The organism is Acinetobacter baylyi DSM 14961 = CIP 107474 (genome assembly GCF_000368685.1).
GTDB classification, from domain to species: domain Bacteria; phylum Pseudomonadota; class Gammaproteobacteria; order Pseudomonadales; family Moraxellaceae; genus Acinetobacter; species Acinetobacter baylyi.
On the sequence record NZ_KB849627.1, the window covers coordinates 79476 to 105030 of the forward strand.

General features: G+C 41.7%; 22 protein-coding genes and 1 pseudogene. 5 read left to right on the forward strand and 18 right to left on the reverse strand.

Going from position 1 to position 25555, the window contains the following annotated elements; all coding sequences use genetic code 11:
* Nucleotides 1-8: 8 nt before the first annotated feature.
* Both F952_RS07470 and F952_RS07475 read right to left on the reverse strand, forming a co-directional pair.
* A complete protein-coding gene (locus tag F952_RS07470; protein WP_004925104.1) occupies nt 9-824 on the reverse strand; it encodes an ABC transporter ATP-binding protein in 816 nt (271 codons plus the stop codon).
* Between the two features lie 9 nt (nt 825-833).
* Nucleotides 834-2459, reverse strand: coding sequence for an ABC transporter permease (locus tag F952_RS07475; RefSeq protein WP_004925105.1), 1626 nt, complete (start codon nt 2457-2459; stop codon nt 834-836).
* 377 nt (nt 2460-2836) lie between these two features.
* Here F952_RS07475 and F952_RS07480 point away from each other — a divergent pair, with 377 nt between their 5' ends.
* The 5 genes from F952_RS07480 to F952_RS07500 all read left to right on the forward strand — a co-directional run bounded on the left by F952_RS07480 (nt 2837) and on the right by F952_RS07500 (nt 8324).
* On the forward strand, nt 2837-3331 hold the full coding sequence (locus F952_RS07480) for a rhodanese-like domain-containing protein (protein WP_004925107.1): 495 nt from the start codon (nt 2837-2839) through the stop codon (nt 3329-3331).
* Nucleotides 3332-3381: 50 nt separating this feature from the next.
* The gene (epsC, locus tag F952_RS07485) at nt 3382-4308 is read left to right on the forward strand and encodes a serine O-acetyltransferase EpsC (protein ID WP_004925109.1); all 927 of its coding nucleotides are present in this window, start codon (nt 3382-3384) and stop codon (nt 4306-4308) included.
* Between the two features lie 254 nt (nt 4309-4562).
* Entirely contained in the window at nt 4563-5495 is a 933-nt protein-coding gene (locus F952_RS07490) for a family 2A encapsulin nanocompartment shell protein (RefSeq protein WP_004925112.1), read from the forward strand.
* Nucleotides 5470-7422 carry a family 2A encapsulin nanocompartment cargo protein cysteine desulfurase gene (locus tag F952_RS07495; protein ID WP_004925113.1) on the forward strand — a complete coding sequence of 651 codons (1953 nt, stop codon included), beginning with the start codon at nt 5470-5472 and terminating at the stop codon, nt 7420-7422. The genes F952_RS07490 and F952_RS07495 overlap by 26 nt, the downstream gene beginning before the upstream one ends.
* A gap of 284 nt (nt 7423-7706) precedes the next feature.
* Nucleotides 7707-8324 (forward strand): TetR/AcrR family transcriptional regulator, encoded by a 618-nt coding sequence (locus F952_RS07500; protein WP_004925116.1) that lies wholly within the window; start codon nt 7707-7709, stop codon nt 8322-8324.
* Nucleotides 8325-8382: 58 nt separating this feature from the next.
* Here the strand turns inward: F952_RS07500 and F952_RS07505 are convergent, their stop codons facing one another.
* The 16 genes and pseudogenes from F952_RS07505 to F952_RS16855 all read right to left on the reverse strand — a co-directional run.
* Entirely contained in the window at nt 8383-9624 is a 1242-nt protein-coding gene (locus tag F952_RS07505; protein ID WP_004925120.1) for an NAD(P)/FAD-dependent oxidoreductase, read from the reverse strand.
* Nucleotides 9625-9939, reverse strand: a complete 315-nt coding sequence (locus tag F952_RS07510) for a 2Fe-2S iron-sulfur cluster-binding protein (RefSeq protein ID WP_004925123.1) — start codon at nt 9937-9939, stop codon at nt 9625-9627.
* A 19-nt stretch (nt 9940-9958) separates the two neighbouring features.
* Nucleotides 9959-11074, reverse strand: a complete 1116-nt coding sequence (locus F952_RS07515) for an NAD(P)-dependent alcohol dehydrogenase (protein WP_004925126.1) — start codon at nt 11072-11074, stop codon at nt 9959-9961.
* Between the two features lie 29 nt (nt 11075-11103).
* Nucleotides 11104-12567 (reverse strand): aldehyde dehydrogenase family protein, encoded by a 1464-nt coding sequence (locus tag F952_RS07520; protein ID WP_004925128.1) that lies wholly within the window; start codon nt 12565-12567, stop codon nt 11104-11106.
* A 159-nt stretch (nt 12568-12726) separates the two neighbouring features.
* On the reverse strand, nt 12727-13572 hold the full coding sequence (locus tag F952_RS07525; protein ID WP_004925130.1) for a helix-turn-helix domain-containing protein: 846 nt from the start codon (nt 13570-13572) through the stop codon (nt 12727-12729).
* A 10-nt stretch (nt 13573-13582) separates the two neighbouring features.
* Complete coding sequence (locus F952_RS07530; RefSeq protein WP_004925134.1) at nt 13583-14803, reverse strand: cytochrome P450; 1221 nt, start codon at nt 14801-14803, stop codon at nt 13583-13585.
* 45 nt (nt 14804-14848) lie between these two features.
* Nucleotides 14849-15715 carry a transporter gene (locus F952_RS07535; RefSeq protein WP_004925137.1) on the reverse strand — a complete coding sequence of 289 codons (867 nt, stop codon included), beginning with the start codon at nt 15713-15715 and terminating at the stop codon, nt 14849-14851.
* A gap of 456 nt (nt 15716-16171) precedes the next feature.
* On the reverse strand, nt 16172-17725 hold the full coding sequence (locus F952_RS07540; RefSeq protein ID WP_004925140.1) for an acyl-CoA synthetase: 1554 nt from the start codon (nt 17723-17725) through the stop codon (nt 16172-16174).
* 40 nt (nt 17726-17765) lie between these two features.
* On the reverse strand, nt 17766-18542 hold the full coding sequence (locus F952_RS07545; RefSeq protein WP_004925142.1) for an enoyl-CoA hydratase-related protein: 777 nt from the start codon (nt 18540-18542) through the stop codon (nt 17766-17768).
* Nucleotides 18543-18574: 32 nt separating this feature from the next.
* Complete coding sequence (locus tag F952_RS07550) at nt 18575-19549, reverse strand: NAD(P)H-dependent flavin oxidoreductase (protein ID WP_004925145.1); 975 nt, start codon at nt 19547-19549, stop codon at nt 18575-18577.
* Nucleotides 19546-20709, reverse strand: coding sequence for an acetyl-CoA C-acetyltransferase (locus tag F952_RS07555; protein ID WP_004925148.1), 1164 nt, complete (start codon nt 20707-20709; stop codon nt 19546-19548). Before F952_RS07555 ends, F952_RS07550 begins: the two co-directional genes overlap by 4 nt.
* Nucleotides 20706-21500 (reverse strand): enoyl-CoA hydratase/isomerase family protein, encoded by a 795-nt coding sequence (locus F952_RS07560; protein WP_004925151.1) that lies wholly within the window; start codon nt 21498-21500, stop codon nt 20706-20708. Before F952_RS07560 ends, F952_RS07555 begins: the two co-directional genes overlap by 4 nt.
* Nucleotides 21497-22561 carry a phosphotransferase family protein gene (locus F952_RS07565; protein ID WP_004925154.1) on the reverse strand — a complete coding sequence of 355 codons (1065 nt, stop codon included), beginning with the start codon at nt 22559-22561 and terminating at the stop codon, nt 21497-21499. Before F952_RS07565 ends, F952_RS07560 begins: the two co-directional genes overlap by 4 nt.
* A gap of 3 nt (nt 22562-22564) precedes the next feature.
* Nucleotides 22565-23758 carry an acyl-CoA dehydrogenase family protein gene (locus F952_RS07570; RefSeq protein ID WP_004925157.1) on the reverse strand — a complete coding sequence of 398 codons (1194 nt, stop codon included), beginning with the start codon at nt 23756-23758 and terminating at the stop codon, nt 22565-22567.
* Nucleotides 23755-24519, reverse strand: coding sequence for an SDR family NAD(P)-dependent oxidoreductase (locus F952_RS07575; RefSeq protein ID WP_004925161.1), 765 nt, complete (start codon nt 24517-24519; stop codon nt 23755-23757). The genes F952_RS07570 and F952_RS07575 overlap by 4 nt, the downstream gene beginning before the upstream one ends.
* A 415-nt stretch (nt 24520-24934) precedes the next feature.
* Nucleotides 24935-25074, reverse strand: a pseudogene (locus tag F952_RS16855) (transposase); the annotation flags it as partial.
* Nucleotides 25075-25555: the final 481 nt, after the last annotated feature.

A 25555-nucleotide genomic window follows, 5' to 3' on the forward strand; every position in this document is an offset into this window, starting at 1 on the left:
AACTCCTATTAACCAATTTTGTCTTCGGTCAAAATCCGAAAAATCTGTTCTTTTAATTGATGCAATTCAAAACTTGAACGATTTCGGGGACGCGGCAAGTTGACAGGAATAATCTGTTCAACACGACCAGGTTTAGGTTTTAAAATCACTACACGATCTGCCAGAGTTACGGCCTCTTCCACATCATGCGTAATAAAAACAGTGGTCATTTTTTGTTGAGATTGAATGCGTAGCAATTCATTTTGCATTTGATGCCGTGTTAATGCATCCAAAGCACCAAACGGTTCGTCTAACAGAAAAATACGTGGCTGCACCACAAGACTGCGTGCAATGGCTACACGTTGAGACATTCCACCAGATAGTTGGTGTGGATAAGCTTTTTCAAAGCCATTTAAGCCAATCAATTCAATTGCTTTCTGGACCAAAATATCTTTATCACGCGCAGTTAACACCTCATTTAATAAACCCAGCTCAATGTTTTGCTCAACGGTAAGCCAAGGAAATAAGCGATGTTCTTGAAAAACGACCGCTCGATCGCCGCCAATGCCGCTTACATCGGCACCATCAATTAAAATTCGACCATCAAAATCTTGATCTAGTCCTGCCAAAAGACGTAAGAGCGTAGATTTACCGCAGCCACTGCTACCTACAATCGCAATAAACTCGCCTTCTTTAATTTCCAGATTAAAGTCGTGAATGACTTTGACAGGTTGTTGATTGACGACAAAAGACTTGTGGACATGGTGAAATGCCACACGTGTTTGAGCATTAGCTTGAAAAGATTGGTGATGTTTTTCAGTATTTGTATTAAGGGTAATTGTCATGGTCTGACCTCAATTTTTTCGCCAAGATGTTGCGTAGTTTTCAGTTATTTTGCCTAGCCATGCCAGAATCGCCCCTAAACCAGCGACTAAAACGGTTGCTGCTATCACACGCTCCATTTCAAAGTTTTGCTGTGCTGCCATCATGTAGCTACCTATGCCAATTCCAGAGCCCATCAAGTATTCAGCTCCAAAAGATGCCATCCACGAATAGAGCAAGGCCAGTCGAAACCCAGCAAACATTGAAGGTGCAATGCTCGGTAAAATCAAAAGCGTTAAGCGTTGAAGCAATGTCATTCTTAAGGTGCTTGAGACTTCAACAAGCTGCATTGGAATGCTCGACATGCCTTTCCATGTCGCAATAAACATCGGAAAAAATGTCGCTATTGAAATGAAAACAATTTTTGATAAATCTTCGAGCCCAAACCAAGCTGTCAGTAGCGGAATCCAAGCAAAAATGGCAATGAGACGTAATGTGTTGAGTGTAGGTGCCAACAGATTTTCAATAGGTTTAAATAACCCCACCACAATTCCTACTGACGCCCCAATTAACCCACCAATAATCAAACCCAAAATTGCACGATAAAGGCTGTAATACATGGCGGTAATGAGAGAGAAATCTTGAATGCCTGACCACAGTGCCTCTAATACTTTCCATGGCGCAGGCAAAATTTGACTCGAAATCAAGTTAAACCAACTGCTCACTACCCAAAGCACCACTAAACTCAAAGGTAAAACCCACGATTTGAAAACATCGGTTCGGTTTTTTTTATGAAAAGTATGAGCACTCAAAGCAGCATGGGGCCAAAACACAAACTTACGTTCAATTCGATGCAGGATAAAATCGAAAATAATTCCGACAGATGCGATCACAAAAATCGTGACAAAGACAATATCAAGCTGAAATAGCTGACGACCTGTTACCATCAAATATCCAATACCTTCCGATGAAGCCAACAACTCAACAGCAATTAAGCTCGTCCAGCCTGCTGCAACAGCTAGTCTTAAACCCGTAAAGAAATATGGAAGTGTGGCTGGCAGTACAAGTTTTGTGAGCAAGGTTAGCCGATTAAACTGTAAGATTGCTGCCATTTCTTTGAGTTTGGGTTGAATGTCACGTACCCCTGCCTGAGTATGTAAAGCAATCGGCACCATTGTGGCCTTAAAAATGATGAAAATTTTTAAACTATTTTCGATGCCAAGCCAGATCATGAGCAAAGGCAACCAAGCCAATGTTGGGATAATAACCAACGCATAAAACGTTGCAGATAAGTATTGTTCTGCAATGCGGCTATAGCCCAATAAAACACCTAGAAATACGCCGCCTAACACACCTGACAATAGGCCAAGACCAAAGCGCTCAAGACTGATCGCAAGCTGTGACCATAGATCTTGAGATGCGATTTCAACGAAAGAATGCCACGTGTCTTTTGGGGTCGGTAAAATTTGAGCAGGCATCCATTGTTCATTTGATGCAATCCACCAAAGCGCAAACAAACACACTGGTACAATCCAAAAGATCGCAAGTGAGTTAAAATATTCAACCGAAAATAACCAGTACTTTTTTGTATTCTTCCAGACAAGGTCAGATGAATTCTTTTGTGAAATGATGTCTTTCATATCTCGATATATATCCATACATTCTGCCGTTATAGATCTCTCAGAATGATTAACTAAACGTATACCTGATGATCATTTATCCACGCTATTCAGATTTAATGTGAGACGTGTTGTGATCATGTTTGGTGTTATGCTCTGGATGAGAGTAAAGAGAAATGTTTTTTTTAACTGTCTACACAGGTACAAAGATCAGACAATATTTATATTTATAAATAAGAGATAAAGATAAACGCTTACTATTTTTAATAAAATCATTTTTATTTGACTCGATCATTTTTTATGAGTTCTTTTTTTATATTTTATATATAGAAATTATATTTAATTATTTTTAAGAATAAAGAATTGGGCATAGCATATTCTTATATTGAAATGATTTAGTTTTAAGGATGCTTTTCATGAATGCCAAAATTAATACATCAGACCATTTAAAATCTGCAGAAAAGATATCGTCGGAGCATATATTCCAACAAGCACAACAATACGCAGAAGATCATGATCTTAATTTCACTGGTAGTGTTTCTCCTGTAGATGCATGGCATTTAATTCAACAGGGACAAGCAGTTCTGGTCGATGTTCGTACTAATGAAGAACGTAAGTTTGTCGGCTATGTTCCAGAAAGTATTCACATTGCCTGGGCGACAGGTACCGCTTTTAATCGGAATCCACGTTTTTTAAAAGAATTGGAGAATAAAGTCGGTAAAGATAAAACGATCCTGCTACTTTGCCGTAGTGGTAAACGTTCAGCGCTTGCAGCAGAAGCCGCCTTTAATGCGGGCTTTGAGCAAATTTATAACATTTTGGAAGGATTTGAAGGTGATTTAAATCAACAGCAGCAGCGTAATAGCCAAAATGGTTGGCGTATTCACCAACTCCCATGGCAACAGGATTAACTCAACCTTTATATCGCAAATCATTTAAATCACTTCATTAAGGAATAAATGTGGCTAAATGGGATATTTCTCCTGTTGTACAAGGTTTACAACAGGCACGTCACGAATGGCGTGAACGTCAAAATCGTATCAAAGAAATTGGGGGACGAGAATTACCATCTAAAGAGGTTTTAAAGTCAATTCTTGATGACTTGTGCGGCATTCTTTTTCCAATGCGTCTGGGACCAGCAGACCTACGTCAGGAAACTGAAGACTATTATATTTCCTATACACTAGACCGTGTTTTAAATGCATTATACGGTCAGGTCAAACTTGCTTTAGATTATGAATTAAAAAGCAAGTCTAGACAAAATTATGAGCAGGATAGCGCAGCAATTAGTCAACAAGCAGAAATTGTTGTTCAAAATTTTGCAAAGACCTTACCACACATACGCCGCTTACTGGATGCAGATGTTTGTGCCGCTTATGAAGGTGATCCCGCTGCACACAGTGTAGATGAAGTTCTACTATGCTATCCAGGTATATTGGCAATCATTCATCATCGTCTGGCCCATCAGTTATACCCACACGTTCCACTATTATCGCGAATTATTTCCGAGCTTGCACATTCTGCGACGGGTATTGATATACATCCTGGTGCAAGCATTGGTTCAGGTTTCTTCATTGACCATGGTACGGGAATTGTGATTGGAGAAACATGTATTATTGGAGAAAAAGTCAGAATTTATCAAGCGGTGACTTTAGGTGCCAAACGCTTTGAAACCGATGCAGATGGCTCGCTCAAAAAAGACTACCAACGTCATCCAATTGTAGAAGATCAAGTGATTATTTATGCAGGTGCAACAATACTAGGCAGAATTACCATTGGTAAAGGCTCTGTCATTGGTGGCAATGTCTGGTTAACACATAGCGTACCTGCAGGTAGCCAGATATTACAATCACCATCAGAATCACATCATCAGAAAAAAACGGCTTAATACTTTACTGATTTTTTAAATATGAGGTTCTCTATTAATAACACGGCGCTCCAATAAGATTAAATCTCTTTTTTATAATGTTTTTTCATAAATATATATTTATGAAGAATAAGAGCGATATTTATAGGAGGTTATATTAATTTATTATTTTAAAAAATCTATAAAGCAACTTAGGCTGCTTAAAGAAAATAAAAGCTCCAGATTAGGCTATTCATTTAAAAACACCATGACTGTCATATTAGGAAACCTTATTCATGACAAAAAACACTGAAAAAGTTCAACTTGCACTTGGGGATCATGCAGCTAGGCAGTTGGCGAACGCGACTAAAACCGTTCCTCAACTTTCTACGATTACACCACGCTGGTTAACCCATCTATTACAATGGATCCCTGTTGAGGCAGGTATTTATCGTGTAAACCGCGTCAATAATACTGATGATATTCAGGTTGCTTGTACGCAACGTGATGAAGCTACCCTCCCTCAAACTTTTGTAGATTATGACCCTCAACCACGAGAATATTTTCTCAATGGCGTTTCTACCGTTCTTGATATTCATACCCGTGTAGCGGATCTTTATAGTAGTCCACATGACCAGATTAAAGAGCAACTTCGCTTAACGATTGAAACCATTAAAGAGCGTCAAGAGAGTGAACTGATCAATAACCCTGAATATGGTTTATTGGCAAGTGTTTCAGATGAACAACGCATCTCGACACTTAATGGTCCCCCAACCCCAGATGATCTAGATGATTTACTTCGTAAGGTATGGAAGGAACCAGGATTCTTCCTTGCCCATCCCGATGCGATTGCAGCATTTGGTCGCGAATGTACACGTCGAGGTGTACCACCACCAACAGTGAGTTTGTTTGGTTCTCAGTTCATCACATGGCGCGGAATTCCACTTATTCCGTCAAATAAAATCCCGGTTGAAGACGGAAAAACTAAAATTTTACTCCTGCGTGTGGGTGAAAAGCGTCAAGGCATTGTTGGACTATTTCAACCAGGTCTTGCAGGCGAGCAATCACCAGGTTTATCCGTTCGGTTTATGGGAATTAATCGTAATGCGATTGCATCCTATCTGATTTCTTTATATTGCTCACTTGCAGTATTAACAGAAGATGCATTGGCTGTATTAGATGATGTGGAGATCGATAAATATCATGACTACCCAGTTAACTACAAATAATATTACGGGTAGTCCAAACAGTGAAGTGGCTGGAATTTCACCCCCAGCCAACTTTCCTGATGAAGCCACCCTATCCCGTCTCGCAAGCGAGTTTTTTGCAGCCTTACCAAGTTCTGGCGGTCATGCATCTGGACTTAATCTGGACCTACCCAATGTCGGCACTCCACCACATGCTCCACAACCTGTCGAACCTGTGGCAGCGTTAAGTGGACGTGCTCCAAATATTGCTTACCAGAAAAGTTTGAATCCTGAATACCCTGAGCATATACCCAATTATCCAGATTATCCTGAACGTCGTGCTATTGCTTCTTCTCCTGTGATTGGAGGGGCAAACTTGCCACGACCACCCATTGAACCACATTTTCCACAAGCAATTCATCAGCAGCCAAATGTCCCTTTGGTAAGCCCAAATGTGCCATTAAATCGTGAACAATCGCCTTTTTATTTCCTAGATGATCTTGCGTCTCCGACAAAATCAAGTTCAGATTTTGATGTGACAAATCATTCAACACCCCAATCATCTCAGTTACCTCAAGGAGAAAAACTAAACGCCCTGTTGCGTGAAGATCGTCCAAATATCACTACTGCACATCAACCACATACCACATCATCAGGATTCTACTTTCTTGATATTCCAAAAGTTGAACAGTCATATCAGAACTATGTGCCGTCTCAATCCACTTTTGTAACCAATAGTGCTCAGCCCTTAGACATACACGCCATACGGCGCGATTTTCCAATCCTTCAGGAACGTATTAATGGGCGGCCTCTGGTATGGTTTGATAATGCAGCCACGACTCAAAAACCGCAATCTGTGATTGATCGTATTGCTTATTTTTATCAACATGAAAATTCCAATATTCATCGTGCTGCACATGAACTTGCAGCACGTGCAACCGATGCTTATGAACATGCACGTAATGTAGTCGCTCGTTTTATTGGGGCAAAATCATCCAAGGAAATCATTTTTGTTCGTGGGACCACCGAAGGCATTAATTTAATCGCCAAAACCTGGGGCGAACAAAATATTGGTGAAGGTGATGAAATTATTGTCTCTCATCTGGAACATCATGCGAATATCGTACCCTGGTATCAGCTCAGCAAAAAAACTGGAGCCAAATTGCGGGTTATTCCTGTGGATGATACAGGTCAAATCCTTCTTGAGGAGCTACCTAAACTTATTAATGAACGTACTAAACTGGTCTCAATCACTCAAGTTTCAAATGCTTTAGGAACGGTCACTCCCGTCGCTGAGGTCATTAAAATTGCTCATAGCAAAGGAGTTCGTGTATTGGTGGATGGTGCTCAATCTGTTTCGCACATGCCAACCGATGTACAAGCGATTGATGCCGATTTCTTTGTGTTCTCTGGACATAAAGTATTTGGGCCAACAGGCATTGGTGCTATTTATGCCAAACCTGAAATTCTGGAGACAATGCCAGTATGGGAAGGTGGTGGTAATATGATTCAAGATGTGACATTTGAACAAGTCATTTACCAACCTGCCCCGAATAAATTTGAAGCAGGTACTGGTAACATTGCCGATGCCGTGGGTCTAGGGGCTGCGCTGGAATATGTCGAACGGATTGGTATCCACAATATTGCCCGTTATGAGCATGATTTACTTGAATATGGTCAACATGCCTTAAGCAGTGTAACTGGCTTGCGGCCAATTGGAACAGCAAAAAATAAGGCCAGTGTGATGTCATTCATCCTTGATGGTTATTCTACTGAACAAGTAGGCAAAGCTCTTAACCAACATGGTATTGCAGTTCGTTCAGGACATCATTGTGCTCAGCCTATTCTACGCCGTTTTGGTGTGGAGCAAACCGTACGCCCTTCGTTGGCTTTTTATAATACTCACGAAGAAATCGACTTAATGATTTCAGTCTTAAATCAACTCGCTAGAAATAAACGGAGTATTTAAAACCTTAACACGTAGAAAAAGACAGTATTAAAGCCATCTTTTTCTACGTCACCTCTATTTCGGATAAAAAATTGACTAGAAAAATAAGAGGCCTAGAGTCATCAGTCGAGCGACCGCACCAAATTCCGATTATGAAACTATTGCTTTAAACAGAATTCAGGTAAATTCAACTTTTCAATAAAGAAATATTCATACTAAATCAAAAAATTTAAGTTCAATCTCTTTGATCATTATTCTTTCACTATATACAATTCATTTTAATTGCCATAAATTATTCATCTCATATGAGCCCAGAAAATCCGTTTTTAAATCATGAAAAGAAAGAACAAGAGCGTCAAGCCAAACGTGATGCTGTGCTTTTAGCAGCGGTAAAAATTTTTAATGAACAAGGTTTTCACTCAACCTCACTCGATGACGTTGCAAAGAGTTTGGGAATTTCCAAACCGACGATTTATCACTATTTAGGCAATAAAGAACAGGTTTTGCTTACTTGTGTCGAAATTGGATTACAACAGTTGATCGAAGCCGCAAAAGATGTCGAAAAGCAATCAATCTCTGGTTTTGAAAAACTTAGACGTTTTTTATTCTTATATGGTTGCCGCAATTTAGATGACTTTGGTCGTTGCGTGATTTTAACTCATGATGATGCACTTTCGAAAGAAGGTTTAGTTAAATTTAAAGCACTCAAACGCGTTGTACATGAAGCACTTTTAAATATTATTCGTGATGCTCAGCTAGATCAATCCATAAATGCAGAACACGATCCCAAAATTCTAGCAGCGACTTTAACAGGTGCCATTAACTGGTCGGCAAAATGGTATAATCCAAATGGTGTTTTAAGCAAAGAAGAGACCATTCAAAAAATGGTTGATATTTTAACCTACGGTTTCGAAAAAAAATAAGTTAGAGCGGCCTAATGCTCTAACTTAATCAATTGTAAATGCGTCTCAGGGGTGTAAATTAACTGTTTTTATAGCGTTGTATCAGCTCTTTAAATGGCAGTGTATGATCACTTAATTGTTCTGTTGGAATACTGATTGATTGCTGAATAATGGCTTTGCCTTGTATAAAATCAGCAGGCCGATTGACACAATCCAGTGCTATGATTGTGCCTTGACGTAAATAAATCACGGTAAATGAGCCTGAGTCGGGTTCACTGCGTAGAACCTCCTGATCATAGCCAATTGAAAGCCCAATCGTTTGTAATTTCAGATCATACTGATTTGACCAAAACCACGGTATGGCCGCGTAGTCTTCACCTTTATCTAAGATTTCTTTGGCGACAATCATGGCTTGATCATTGGCATTTTGTACAGATTCGAGTCTGATACGCTGTCCATCGGCAAAAATATTTTCATGATTAGCACAATCGCCAATTGCAAAAATATCAGGCAGAGAAGTTCGGCAACGGCGATCCGTTTCAATGCCATTACTCGATATCGCACCTGCCTCAATCAAAGCATTAATTTCAGGGTTTAACCCTATCCCAACAATTACCATATCCGTCGCAATTCGTGTTCCATTGGCGAGTATCACCGTATGCACACGCCCCTGATCACCTTCAAGATGATCCACTCCTTGCCCTAAATAAAATTCAATGCCTTTTTGCTGATGATATTGCTGATAAAAATCAGAAATTATGGGCCCTGCAACACGCGCCAGCACTCTTGACTGTGCTTCAACCAAAGTCACATCTCGATTAATTTTGCGTAATGCACTGGCAGCCTCTAAACCAATATATCCACCACCAATGACCACACATTTTTGAACACGATCAAGCTCCTGATTAATGCGATCTACATCTTCGCGATTACGAATATAATGAATCCCGTCTAAATCTGCACCTTCACAACTTAGCCGACGTGGTTTTCCACCAGTCGCCCAAATCAATTTTCCATAGTGATATTCGTGGTTTTGCTGGGTCAAAATACGATGTGACTGGGCATCAATCTGAATCACGCGTTGTCCAAGCTTTAGGTCAATATTTTTATCCTTCCAAAACTGTTCTGGACGCAACAAAATTCGCTCAAACGTTTTTTCACCAGAGAAATACTCTTTTGATAATGGTGGTCGCTCATAAGGCAAATGTAATTCTTCACCGATCATCAAAATTGATCCAGTAAATCCTTGTTGTCTGAGTGCGACAGCCGCCTGTCCGCCCGCATGCCCTGTGCCCACGATAATCACATCGTAATTTGACATTTATTCCTCCAGTGCAATTTCAACTACAAGATCATCACATTGTTCATCAATGATGACCTGACAGGCTAAACGAGAAGATTCGCGGCGTGATAAGCTACTATCGAGCATGTCATTTTCGTCATCACCCAATGGGTTTAAATGAGCATAGCCCTCCAGAATGTACACATGACAAGTAGCGCAAGAACAACAGCCACCGCATAAAGCGCTAATATCCCCAACTCCCGCATTTCGCAAGTTCTCCATGAGTGAAAGTTGATTTTCAACGGTAACCGAGGTGCGTTCACCTTCACGAGTGACAATGGCAATCGTTGGCATAAAACTCTCCTTTTTTTTTCTAATGATGGGCATGTTCAGGAATGAGAACCGCTTTTATACAGCGGCCTTGTGCCTGATCTTGTATGGCCTGATTAATTTCACTTAGTGCATACTTTTTGATAAGTTTGTCGAAAGGAAATTTGCCTGCTTGATAATGTTGAATCAATTCTGGCAAGAAGGTATCCAGATCACTATCGCCTTCGATAATGCCGTGAATACGGTGACCAAAAGTAATGAGTGACACCAGATTGACATTGAGTGTGGTTTCTACACTGGGCGGAACTCCGACTAATCCAAGTAAACCATGACTGCCCAATGATGCCAGTGCCGCTTCAACCACTTCACCTCGTCCACTCGATTCAAATGCAAAATCGACACCTTGCGGTAAGATATTGCGGATGTGTTCGGTAATATTACCCTGTGCTGGATCAATTACATGATGCGCACCCAACTCAAGGGCCAGTTCACGACGTGAAGCCATTGGTTCAACTAAAATAATGGTTGCGCACTGTTGAATGACGGCTCCCATTACCGCTGCCAAACCAACAGGCCCCCCGCCAAAAATCGCAATAGTCGAACCTTGAGGACAAGCCAGTGAACGCATCACCCCTCCTGCACCTGTTTGTAAACCACAACCAAGTGGTCCTAAAATTTCGATCGGTAAATCCTGAGCAACCTTAACAATGTTACGTTCATTGGCAAGCGCATGACTGGCAAAGGAAGATTGTCCGAAGAAATAACCCGATACCGCCTGATCATTTTGTTTTAGCGTAGAGCTTCCATCTGGGCGCGCACCGACATAGTTGAGCTGCGGAAACTGAGTACAATAAGGTGGTAAATGTTCTTTACAGCGTGGGCATTCACCACAACTGTTAAAACTCATTAAGACATGATCACCCACGGCCACTTTGGTCACTGCTTTACCAATTTTTTCAACCACACCTGCTCCTTCATGTCCAAGAACTGCGGGAAGTGGAATTGGAATTAAACGATCGCGAGCGACCAAGTCGGTATGACACAACCCCACACCTTCAATACGGACCAAGACTTCATGATCTTTTGGCTCATCAAGTTCAACCTGTTCAATACTAAAATCCTGATGCGCCTGACGCGCCACTGCTGCTGTAATTTTCATTGCATTATTCCCTTAATCCATTTAATTTTTTAACTTAAAGCCATAATCACAGACTTAGACTCCAGATATGCATCTAAAACTTCCTGTCCATTTTCACGACCTATTCCAGATTGCTTAAAGCCTCCAAATGGGAAGTTCGGATCTGCCAATAAAGCACAATTCACAAACACGGTACCCGCATCCAGCGCTGCTGAAACTTGATGGGCAATGGATAAATCCTGGGTCCAAAGATGTGCTGCCAAACCATAAATGCTGTCATTACTCAGTTGAATGGCTTCATCTAGACTCTGGTATGCTGCAGTGGCAAGTACTGGCCCAAATACTTCTTCTTTCATAATCGCGGCATGTGCAGGAACATTTTTTAAAATGGCTGGACGAACGTAAAAACCGTGTTCGGGTAAAGTCATTGCGGATAAATCAAGTGACTCGATTCCTTGTTGCTCTGCTTTATTCAAAAATTCTTGAATACTGTGCTGTTGACGGGCATTGACTACGGGCCCCAATTGCGTATTTGGATCATCGCTAGACCCTATTTTCAGGGTTTTGGTAAATGCGGCTAAACGCGCTAACACCTCATCATAAATGTCATGATGCACGTACAAACGTGTTCCTGCATAACAGACTTGTCCTGTATTAAAAAAACAGCCCATCGCAATGGTTGGAATGGCTTTATCCAAATCTGCATCTTTATGCAAAATGACTGGAGACTTTCCGCCAAGTTCTAGCGTTACACGTTTAAAATCGGCAATACTAGCCTGTAAAATAGAACGTCCTGTTTGAGTTGATCCTGTAAAGGCAACTTTAGCAATATCTGGATGAGTGGCCAGAGCATGACCAATGTCACTGTTACCGGTCACGACATTAAAAACGCCTTCGGGAAAACCAATCTCTCGTGCAATTTCTGCCAAACGTAAAGCTGTGAGGGGTGTGTCTGACGCAGGTTTCAGTACAATGCAGCAGCCTGCTGCTAGTGCAGGCGCAATTTTCCACATTGACAAAACACTTGGAAAATTCCACGGCGTGATGGCGGCCACCACCCCAACAGGTTGACGACGGCTATACGCATGAAATGAACCCGCAACATTGCTTAGCTCACCTGCGCTACCCATAATTTTACTGGCCCAACCCGCATAATATTTAAGCCAAGCCACTACGGCGGGAATGTCTACAGTTTGTGTGATTGAAATCGGTTTGCCAGCATCTATCGACTCTAATTGCGCCAAACGAGTGCTATCCTTTTCAATTGCATCGGCAAAACATCGAATTAAATTTTCGCGTTGTAATGGCGTCACCTCATGCCAGGCTGTACTATTTAATCCCTGTTTCGCTACTGCGACAATCGCATTCAAATCTTCCACAGATGCTTTTGGAATATGTGCAATCAAGATTTCATCACAGGGGTTTATATCCTGAAAGGTCTGATTAACATCCAGTTTTTTACTACCTGCATACAAAGCCAATTCAGGTAAAAGTTCTTGAAATCTGGCATTCATGTTGGGTCCCTAATTTTTTGGGACGAATTTCTCAAGTGCATTTGAGTTTGCTCAAATGCAACCTTTAAAAATTCGTGTATAAAATTAATATTAGAGGTCAAACTAAAGGCTAAAGCATGTCGTTTAGTATCTCGTGATTGACCTTGTATTATTCATTTCCTAATGCAGTCGTCGCCTTAAGTCTGACGGATTTTTCCCCATTTTTTTTAAAAACAATCGGGTAAAATGTGATTGTGAATTAAATCCTGACGCCTCAGCCACCATGGAAATAGATAGATCGGAATTATTCAACAAATGCTCTGCCCGCTGTAAACGGCATTTCAAGATATATTGGTGAGGAGTAATCCCTGTTGCCTCACGAAACATACGACAAAAATGGGCAGGCGTTAAGTCGATTTCACTTGCAAGGATATCCAAACTAAACTCTTGCTCAGGATGTTCACGGATCATATTTAAAATATGATGCAATCTATGCGCAGAACAACTTGTTATTGGAATTTGATCCGTCAGTTGGGTATCAGCACGATTTAAATGTGCGACAAAAGTGGTCATCAGTAAATCAATATATTGATCCCGTTCTACACTTTGTGGTTCATACAAACTAGCCAGCATTTGTCTAATTAACGCAATACCTAAAGTATCTCTGTATGCAAAACGGACGTCTGTAACGAAATCTCGGATTGCGCGTGGTAAGGTCAGGGTGACAACATCTAATTCACCATTCACTAGCCAGCCAGAAGCAACATGTGCAGGCATATTGGTCATGTCACTAGGTTTAGAGCCTGTATGACTCCAACATTGACCGTCACGCATATGTACCTGCTGTTTACCACCAATATGAGCAACCAGCATTGGCTCGGGCAATGCGTCTAAATTATAATGACCCACGAACTGACGCCAACGCATCATTTGCCAGTCACTTTGTTTGTTGACATAACTCACTTCTGGGCGACAACCCAAAGTTTGACTCACGACATCTTCGTTACGAAGTGCTAATCCTTGCATGATGATCTCCTCATTTGGCGACAAGCACCACATTGAGATTCTTTAATCCATTTAAAAAATTAGAACGAAAGCGTCTTGGTTCAGATTTTAATTCGAAACGCTCTACCCGTTCTGCAAGCAACTCAAACACGACTCGCAGTTGCATTTCAGCTAAACGTGAACCGACACATACATGCTGACCAAAACCAAATCCCACATGTTGAAATCCTTTACGTGTAACGTCAAATTCGTCAGGACGTTCAAACACATCTTCGTCACGATTTGCTGAGGAATACCATAAAACAACTTTATCACCCTTGGCAATTTTTTGCTCACCAATCATGGTGTCTTGGGTTGCTGTACGGCGCATATGCAACACAGGTGAAGCATGACGTACCATCTCGGCTGTTGCCGTTTTAAGTAGTTCAGGATTTTGTTTAATTTTGTCCCATTGCTCTGGATTTTTGCAAAAATTGACGATGGTATGACTCATAGAGTTACGAGTAGTTTCGTTGCCACCAACCAAGGTTAAAATCAGATTTCCAATAAAATCCCGCAATACAGGCGCTTTACCATCAATAGGGACCGTCGCAAGCAACGTTGCAATATCGTGTCCTGGATTAGCACGTCGCTCTTCAAACAATGCCTGACAAAAGCTCATAAACTCAATCATAGTTTGCTGCATGGCTTCTGGTGATTGTCGAAATTCTGGATCATCTTCACCGACAAAAGCATTAGTCCAGTGATAAAGATCTTTCCAAACATCTGGTTTAACGCCCAATAATTCTGCGAGTGTCAGTAATGGTAACGGTGCCGATAATAACTGCACAATATCCACTTCCTGATCAAATGGAATTTGTTCAATTAATAATTTGGCTCGTTCACGAATTCGATTTTCAATATCGCCAAGTCGCGCTGGCGACAATGCTGGCATGATTGCTTTGCGATATTGAGTGTGAAGCGGTGGGTCAATCGAAATAAACGGAATTCCAACTGCAGATTCCCCTGCACCTGTCAGACCGACTTCATTTTCATTAAAAATACGATGACCACCATTTTCATAAGCCGATGAAAATACGGCAGGATTACGAGATACCTCACAAATATCTTTATGTTTCATCACAGCCCAGAAACCTGAACCATCAACTTCATCATTCCAATAAACAGGTTGTTCTTTACGAAGCTGCGCAAATAAATCATGAGGGACACGTTGCTGATATAAATCAGGATCTTTTAAATCAATTCGAGACATTCCTTGCTCCTTAATATTCATTATTTTATTGAGGAATTTTGGGTTTTAAAATGCTTTTCCAATACGTAACAGCACAGAAACATCATTTTTAAAGCCCCCTTCAACCTGTACATCGCGTGCTAACATGCCTGTAGCGATGACACCATTTTTAAATGCGTGAGTCGTGGTTAAACGAAGTTGTGTTACATCCGTTTTCATGCCTGTGTATTGATCGTTTAGAAACTGTTTGCCACCAAATTTCTTTGAAAAACCAATCGCATAGTTGGTCTGTGCACTCGGCTGATAACGCAAATAAGCCTGTGCTTGTGAGGATGGATCTGTTTTTACTTCAAAACCATTGTGATCTTTGGTCTTATAAAATCCAACATCATAAGCAGCATCAATGAGAAATCCTTTGCCTAATCCTTGAATTAAACCAATCTGTGGCGTAAACACCCAAGTACCTGTACCAATATTGACTTTACCAACATCATAATCGCCTGTTGGTGCTGTCACGTAACCACTTAAAGCAATCGTTGTGCCTGTGGGTTCATTTGAGGCTGTGGGATATAAGGTAAAACCAAAATTAAGATCACCTAAACCAGAATTATCAGGTTGATCAATCCCACCTACCGTTGCTTTGTCGATATAACCCGAAGTTAAAAATGTTTGTATGACTGTTTTATAACCTGCAATTTCCTGCCAACTTACTGCGCGTAAAATTCCAGCATAAACCTGAGCATCGGATTGTGGAATTTTACCAACTCCATCGACTTTTAATGTACTGGCATCTTGATAAGCTAAGTAAACCAGACCTACTTTTGTACCATCTCCTAGCCAAGTAAAATCAGCAGGCAACATATCAAAAGCATAACTGCTTACTGAAATGGTAGAACATAATGAACCCAATAACAGGCAATGTTGAACCTTCATAACTACTCCTTATCTGTCCATTCTATATTTTCTTGGTGAGCAAACTGCTGACCTTTTTTTATGTGTCTTGGTATGAAAATAAATCTTATTTTCAAGCCTTGAGCGTCCTTTATAAGGCTTATTCCTAAAGCCCTTACTCATGAGTATAAAGTTCTACCCTCAGTAATCAATGCACAATCTAACGGCTAAATTTGCACTTTCTTGCGCTTTCAAAAGACCAAAACATCAAATAAATCACCACTCCAGTGGGAACAATGAAAATGCTTATCCGTGTTATTCTTTATCTGGATCTGTCACTGCAAATACCATCATTAGATTGGCATACTGTCATGAGGTGATAGTTATTTACGATCCGTAATAATGTATTCATAGACATCTTGATATGATTTCAATAATCATCGAACTTATAAACTGCTCTTAAAATCACGATGTCGTCTTGCGTGGCTATCTCCTGTATCATGCCGAGTGAGCTTGGGTTGAAGAAGCCAAATGCGCTTTATAATCTTCAATCAGTTTGCGTTTCAGTATTTTCCCTGTCGCTTCTCTTGGAAAGTTTTGACAAAATTCAAAAACCTGTGGGCATTTCACACCACCTAAAGCTTGACGCACAAATTGTTTGAGTTTCTGGGCTTCATCTGCGCTCGACAAAATACACGCTTTAAGCTGAACAATTGCAACCACTTTTTCGCCCATTTCGTCATCAGGAATTCCAAAAACGGCGGTATCATTCACATCAGGATGTGTCATTAATAGATTTTCTATTTCTTGAGGATAAATATTGACTCCACCCGAAATAATCATGAAGTTTTTACGATCGGTCAGATATAAATAGCCATCTTCATCTACCCAGCCAATATCGCCCAATGTGGCCCAACCTTGCTTGCTATAAGCTGTTTTAGTTTTTTCAGGGTCTTTGTAGTATTCAAACTGTGGGCCATCCGCAAAATAAATATCACCAATTTGCCCCACAGCCAGTTCGTTTTGCTGTTCATCCAGTACTTTAATTTTTCCTAGTACTGCTTTACCGACTGAACCTGGTTTATCAAGCCATTGCACTGAATCCAATGCAGTAATCCCACATTGTTCAGTGCCTGAATAATATTCATGTAAAAGTGGTCCCCACCAGTCAATCATTGCCTGCTTAACTGGTACGGGACACGGTGCAGCCGCATGAATGACAGCCTTAAGCGAGGATGAATCAAAACTCTGACGTCTGGTTTCTGGCAAGTTAAGTAACCGAATGAAATGTGTCGGCACAAAGGTGGCATGACTGATCTGATATTGCTCAATTAAATTGAGCGTTTGCTCTGCATCATACTTATCCATGATCACCACAGTGCCACCAAAACGATGAACAGCTAAGGCCCATCGTAACGGCGCAGCATGATAAAGCGGTGAGGTCGATAAATACAGGGTGTCTTGATTCATCTGGTATAAATCACGTCCCATCGCCATTAGTGGCACTGGCTGCATCAAATCACCTTCAGGTAAAGGCGGACGTACACCTTTAGGACGACCCGTAGAACCAGAAGAATACAACATATCCCCGCCTGGACTTGGGTCTGTAATATCATCTTCCCGACATTGGCTGAGCGCTTGTGTGAAAGAAGCCACTGAGGTTTTTTGCCCTGTGGCATATAAATAGACATAATCCAGTTGACTCAATTGGAGTGCTTCTAAAGCGGTATCGACCAAACATTCCGAGACAATCAATATTTTGCTTTCTGAATTATCTAGAATATAAGCCAGATCTTTTGCGGAGGTTTTACACGAAATCGCGGTGAGATAAAGTCCTGAACGCTGTGCTGCCCACGCCACCGTAAAAATATCGATACTGTTTTCAAGCAATATCGAAACCACATCACCACGCTTGAGACCATGTTGACGAAATAAATGTGCGCAGCGATTTGCCAACGCATTCATTTGTGCATAGCTTAGAACTTGCTGCGTACTGGCAAAGATACAAGCCGCTTTATCAGGGGTGTTCTGTGCATGAACCATTGGATGCATCTCTTGATCCTCATTCCATGTGGCATTTTTAATTTGAAAATTAACGCCCTTTCCATTCTGGTGTGCGTTTCTGTGCAAATGCTTTTGGTCCTTCAATCACATCCTCTGAATTCAGCATGCATTGCATCGCATTGTACTGCCATTGCTCCTGCATGGCTTGTTCAACCGAACTCTCCAACCCTCTTAACACGGTCTGTTTGGTAGCACGTATCGATAGCGGACTACATGCCAAGATTTCATTTGCCCATCTCTTCGCTGCTTCGAGTACGGGTCCACTGGTTACTTCATTGACAAAACCCAGCTCGAATCCTTCTTGTGCCGATACCCGACGTCCCGTAAGCAACATTCCCATACTTCTTTTTAACCCAATGACTTGAGGTAAACGTTGCATTCCACCTGCCAAGGCAGCCAAACCGACTCTTGGCTCAGGCAAGGCAAAAACAGCATTTTCAGATGCAATAATTAAGTCGCAAGCTAAAGCCAGCTCAAACCCACCACCCATTGCGACGCCATTTACAGCAGCAATGACAGGTTTAGTTAAATCGAAACGTGCTGTTAAACCTGCAAAACCTGATTGCGGTGTCACCAGACCACCACCTGCTGCTTGTTGTTTTAAATCATGACCTGCACAAAACGCTTTTTCCCCTACACCCGTCACAATCGCAACCCATTGCTCATCATCATTTTGAAATTGATCAAAAGCTTGAGCCAACTCCTCATGGGCAGATGCATTTAATGCATTAAAACTTGCAGGACGATTGAGAGTAATAATTGTTAAATGTTGCTGTTTTTCAACCTGAATAAAGTGGTATTCCATTGCCACTCTCCTTAGATTTTTTAATTGATAATTTAAATAAATTGGTTAAGACGCTCACGAATAATCTGATTGGCATCACTAACAATGCGTTGCAGTAGTTCATGACAACTCGGAATATCCTGAATTAAGCCCTGTACTTGTCCAGCCCAGATCAGACCCGCATCCAGATCGCCTGTTTCCAGTGCCTGACGACCTTTGGCACCCGACACATAGCTACGAATATCTTCAAACTGACTGTCAAGTTGGCTTGAAATTTCGACCACACGATCTGACACACTATTTTTAGCGACACGTCCAGTATTGTGAAATTTTCTAAAAATTAGGTTTGTTGCGCGTTCATCATTGCTAACAATGAATTGCTTGATGGCGTCATGGATCGGTGCCTCTTTAGTAGCACAAAAACGGGTACCCATATTGATCCCTTCTGCACCCAAGGCCAGTGCTGCAACCAGCCCACGGCCATCTGCAATTCCACCACTAGCAATCATTGGGATACTGATTTGATTGGCGGCAGCAGGAATCAACACCAAACCAGGTACATCGTCTTCACCAGGATGTCCTGCACATTCAAATCCATCGATTGAAATAATATCTGCACCCATTTTTTGGGCGGATATAGCGTGACGCACCGATGTACATTTATGCAGAATTTTTACCCCATATTTTTTAAACTCATGAATGTGTTCCTGTGGTTTTCCACCTGCGGTTTCCACAATCTTGATCCCACTTTCAATAATCGCCTGACGATATTCAGCATACGGTGGCGGATTAACCGAAGGTAAAATCGTTAAATTCACGCCGAAAGGTTGATCAGTCAGATCACGACAACGTTGAATTTCTTTGACCAAATCCTCAGGTGTTGGCTGTGTTAATGCAGTCAGGATTCCTAATCCCCCCGCATTGGAGACTGCACTCGCTAGTTCAGCACGTCCGACCCACATCATCCCACCTTGAATAATCGGATATTCAATTCCAAGTAATTCAGTAACACGCGTTTGTAATTTCATGAGCAAGCCTCCAAAATCGTAACATTCGCCATACCACCACCTTCACACATGGTTTGTAGGCCATAACGCTTACCTTGTGTATGTAATGCATGAATCAATGTGGTCATGAGTTTGGTTCCTGATGCGCCTAATGGATGCCCCAATGCAATTGCACCGCCATGAATATTCAGCGCTTCAGGGTTTGCATCTAACGCTTGTAGCCATGCCAGAGGCACTGGTGCAAAGGCTTCATTGACTTCATATAAATCAATATCAGTAATTTTAAGTCCTGCTTTTTTTAGGGCTTTTTGTGTAGCAAAAATTGGCTCTTCAAGCATCATCACTGGGTCACCTGCACTGACACTCATATGTATTAGACGTGCTTTAGGAGTCAGATCATAGGCTTTAAGCGCACGCTCACTGACGATGAGTACAGCACTTGCTCCATCACAAATCTGACTGGCATTCGCCGCCGTCACCACACCATTTTCTACTAAGGGTTTAAGCCCTGAGACAGATTCAAGATTAGCATCAAAACGAATACCTTCATCAATACGATGTGCTTCACCATCTACGTCAAGTACAACAATTTCATTTTCAAAATTACCCGTTTCGGTAGCTTGAATTGCGCGTTGATGACTCAACAAAGCGTATTGATCCAGTTGCTCACGATCAAAGCCATATTTTTTTGCCATCATTTCAGCGCCTGTAAACTGGCTAAATTGATCAACATCAAACCGTGCTTTAATGCGTGGGCTTAAAGGATCTGCGGGGAGTCCTGCTTTGGCATGTAAGCTCGCATTGCTCAACATCGGGGCACGCGACATACTTTCGACACCGCCTGCAATCACCACATCCTGCATGCCCGATAGAATCGCTTGGGCAGCAAATTGCACAGCTTGTTGTGAACTACCGCACTGCCTGTCAATAGTGACGCCAGGCACATGAATCGGTAATTTAGAAGCAAGTACAATATTTCGGGCAAATGCAAAAGTTTGTTCGCCTGCCTGAGTGACACATCCAAAAACTGCATCATCAATCACATTCGGATCAATACCTGTACGATCCAGCAAGGCATTAATGACTTCTGCACCCAGATCAACAGGATGCCAGCTAGCCAGTTTACCGTTACGACGACCGCCTGCGGTACGCACCGCATCTACAATATAAGCAACATTCATATTTCACTATCCTGATTAAATTGTGCTGCACGTTTTTCTAGAAACGCCACAAGTCCTTCTTTGGCTGATTCACCTAGACTGATTGCTGCAATACTGCGCGCTTCAAGCTCCAGATGTGTTTCAAGGGTATTTTGATGGCTATTCAACAATAGCTGTTTGACATTGGATAACGCAGGTGTGGCACTATTCAGCAACTGCTCAATCAATGCAGTTTGACGCTTTTGCAGTTGCTCAGTGGTGACCACTTCACTAATCAGACCGATTTGATCTGCTTCAGCAGCGCTCAGTTTTTGATTGAGTATTAAAATCTGTTGGGCTTTGCGTAAACCGACCAATTTAGGCAAATGCCATGTCAATCCAGCGTCTGGACTTAAACCAATCGCCCCATAAGATGGTGCAAATTGCGCATTTTCAACTGCAATAACCACATCCCCAATCAGCGCCAGACTCATACCAGCACCTGCTGCAGTTCCATTGACCACCACCAATAAAGGCTTGTTCATACGCATAAATCGCGAAATGGCTAAATGTAAAATACCCGCAAGCTCACTTAAAAAAGCAGGTACCTGCGCTTGAGCTTCAGTAAATGCAGCAATATCACCTCCAGCACAGAAAAAACGTCCAGCCCCTGTAAGGACAACACAGCGAATGCTTCGATCCTGATCACATTGAATTGCAGCATGAAGTAGCGCTTGTGCAAGTGCCAAATCAATCGCATTGCCTTGCTGGGGACGATTTAAAGTTAAATACGCCACACCTTTTTCTACTTCAACTAAAAGATGCTGACTCATTGGCAGGCCTCCATTGCTTCACGCGCGAGACGTGCCAAGATGGGGAAGCTTTTAGCACGTTCCTGGGCATGAATGGAGGCCGCAGATCCACGAATGACACGCCCCTTAATGCCATGAAAAATTGCCGCCAAGCGGAAAAAATTAAATGCGACATAAAATTTCCATTGTGAAATACTCTGTCGGCCTGTGCGTGCACAGTAACTTTCTATATATTCTTGCTCTGTCGGAATATTCATAGCTTCAATATCGGTATCGACCAGACCCGCGACAATGTCAGGCGGCATTTGATACATCATGGCGTGGTAGGCAAAATCAGCGAGGGGATGACCTAATGTTGATAATTCCCAATCCAGAACAGCCAAAATTTTGGGTTCAGTGGGATGAAAAATCATGTTGTCGCAGCGAAAATCACCATGAACGATGCGAGTTTCATCCCCTTGTGGAATGTGTTTCGGTAACCATTCAATCAGCATATCCATATTAGAATCATGCCCTGCTTCAGGGTCATTAAGATACTGTTTTGACCAACGTGCAATCTGTCGTTCAAAATAATTGCCAGACTTACCATAATCCTCAAGCTTCAACGCAATGGGATCGAGGCTATGTAATTTAGCAATAGTTTGATTCATGGCATCAAAATATAAAGGACGCTGTTGTAGTGATACCTCTGCAAAAGATGCATCCCAAAAAATTCGTCCTTCGACTTTGTCCATAAGGTAAAACTCAGTTCCCAGAATCGAAGTATCGGTACAGAGTCCATGAATTTTAGCCACAGGAAAACCTGTTTGATATAAAGTAGTTTGAATACGTGCTTCTCGCTCTACCGCATGTGCACCCTTTAATGCACCATTGGGCTTTTTACGCAGTACATAACTTGCATCAGGGGTCTTGATCTGATACGTCGGAACAGACTGGCCACCTTTAAACTGACTAATTTCAATATCACCTGAAAAATCACTCACATGAGCTCGCATCCATTCAATTACAGCATGCTTATTCAGTTCCATACCTGCTCTTACGGCAGCAACCCCGGTATTGGCTTGCGCATTTAAACTCGTCATCACTCAGCCTCCTTGCTTCTGTTGCTTGCTTCGTTTCAGCCAATCTCGCTTAATTTTCTTTGCAATTGACCACTTATGTACTTCGGTCGGACCGTCATAAATACGAAAGGCTCGAATCTCACGGAATACTTGCTCGACAATTGTTTGCTCGGTCAAACCAGAGCCACCCATCACTTGTACACAACGATCAGCCACTCGCATTAAGGTTTCACTCACCGATACTTTTGCCATCGAACTTTCAAATGTACCCAATTCACCCTGATCTAAAACCGAGGCACACCAATTAATCATGAGTTCAACCTGCTTTAGATCAATAAGGTTTTCGGCCAGCATAAAGCTGCATCCTTCATGATCAATCAGCAACTGTCCAAATGCCATACGCTGATTGGCATATTCGGTCGCAATTTCATTGGCACGCAAACAGGCACCATACCAGCGCATACAATGCGAAAGACGGGCTGGAGAAAGCCGAACCTGCGCATATTTAAAACCTTCACCCGGTTCACCTAGCATTTGTTGTGCTGGCACTCGCAAGTCATTCATCCATAATGTTGCATGCCCACCTGGCATTGAACTGTCAATGGTACGTGGTACTTGCTCAATCTGAATCGCAGGATGCGGCAATTCGACCAGAAACATACAAGCACCTTGTTCTGCCTTAGCCATAATAATGCCGACCTGTGCACCATCTGCACCAGTAATAAAGGCTTTTCGACCACGAATGACCCACTCATCGCCCTCTTTCCAACAACGCGTTTGCATCATGGATGGATCAGAACCTGCGCCATTTTCTTGCGCAGGTTCGGTCATAAAAAAAGCAGAACGTGCATTTCCTTCGACCAAAGGCTTTAGAAATTTTTGCTTGATAAAATCACTGCCCACTTGACCTAACAAATACATATTGCCTTCGTCAGGCGCGGCAGTTTGACAAGCCAGCGGCCCTAAGGGTGATAAACCCGTTTTAATCAAAACCTGTGCTGTTCCACGCTGACTTAAATGTGTACCATCAGGCAAAATATGTGGTGCAAGAACCCCCGCCTCACGCGCTTTCTCTCGCAGTTCAACAGCCAATTCTTCGGTTGGGCAATTGTGATGATCACGCCGTGGGTCACGCTCATACGGAATTACCACCTCACGTACAAACTTTTCAACCTTAATGGCGATGTCATGTGCCAGATTTAAATCATTATTGATCATTTTGCTGTCATCCGTATTGCACCATCTAATCGGATCACTTCGCCATTTAACATTGGATTGAGGATGATACTTTCGACTAATTGGGCAAATTCATCAGGCTGCCCCAAACGGCTTGGAAATGGCACTTGAGCACCTAATGAGTCTTGAACATCTTGCGGTAACGTGGCTAATAAAGGTGTGAGAAAAATCCCTGGTGCGATGGTCATGACCCGAATGCCGTAACGTGCAAACTCACGTGCCAAAGGCAAGGTCATGCCAACCACGCCTGCTTTGGAGGCTGCATAAGCAGGCTGACCTATTTGCCCATCAAACGCAGCTACACTGGCCGTATTAATAATTACACCGCGTTCTTCACCTTCAACGGCTTCTCTATGCAGCCGTGCAGCAAATTTCGATAAAACATTAAATGTACCGTTTAAATTAATATTAATAATCTTGCTGAAGGTGGATAACGCAAGTGGATTACCTTCACGATCAATGGCTTTACCAGGAGGACCAATACCTGCGCAATTCACCACAACGCGTACTTTCTTCTTATAAAATTCTTCTGCCTGTTGAAAAGCCTGATCAATCTGTTCTTCATTGGTCACATCGGCCTGCACAAATAGTCCACTGACCTGACGTGCAAGTTGTTCACCTAATGATTGATTTAAATCGATAATCACTAACCTTGCTCCTTGCTCAGCAAGGCGCTGTACAACTGCACCTCCTAAACCAGAAGCACCACCTGTCACGAGTACAACATTTCCCTTTAGCCTCATTTTTTACTCCATTAAAACTCATAAGTAAGTATTATTCTTAAGAGTAAAATTAGAAGCACCATTTGCTAAAGTCAACGCAATGAAAAGAATGATCAAAAAGCGTAAAAAAAATGATCATATTCTTTGATTAAAAAAAATAAAAAATTCAATACCAAATTTACCAATCGAAAAATATCGAACAGCATTGAATAAAAAGCATAAAATTTGAACAATAGACACTCGATTATGTGCTTGCTAACGCATATCAATCTACTGATTTTAAATACTTGAAATAACACAATTCAGAGTATGTCGGGTATCCGAGTTGCATGTTAAGTTAAAACCGTTTGGACAAAATTTATTCTTTAAGTATCTAGGCATTAAAGTCGTAGGTTTATGCAACAAAGTCCCTTATTTTTAAAATAAAAAGTCATAGCCGTACGGCCTTTAGCCATTTATAAATGCTGTGCTGTGATACGCCGAAACGTTCTGCAACATCAATGACAGATATCCACGTTCAGTAATCAATTTAACAGCTTCATCTTTAAATTCTGGGGTGTATCGTTGTCCACTCATAATGTTCTCTCCTATGCAAAAAGAATAGACAATATTTATCTAGGAGAGTGGTGGCTGTCCAGTTTGACTCATTGGAGCAATTGCAGGACTATGCTACAAAATGGCTGTGGTTTTACAATCACCAGCGACCACACAAAGCCAGTGAAGGATATTCTTGGGTAAATTAAACAAAACCGACTTAAAGTACCTTCAACTTAACGAACAACCCTGAAAGCTGTCGACTCTGATACAGCTTGATTTGCAGCAACATCAAATAAGGTTCAGTATTCTCTGCAATAGCTTAAGCAGAGTAAACTTGATCTTCAAGATAGAGTTCAGGTGGTCTGCCTTTAGAGAAAATTTGCATCTGCATGTCTTGAACCATTGGAGAAAATGTTGAACGAGATATACCTATATAACGCTTAAACTGAGAATCTGAAAACTTTTTTGAGCCGAAGTATTTCATGCACAAATAATGCTTGAAAATCCAAAATCTTACAGC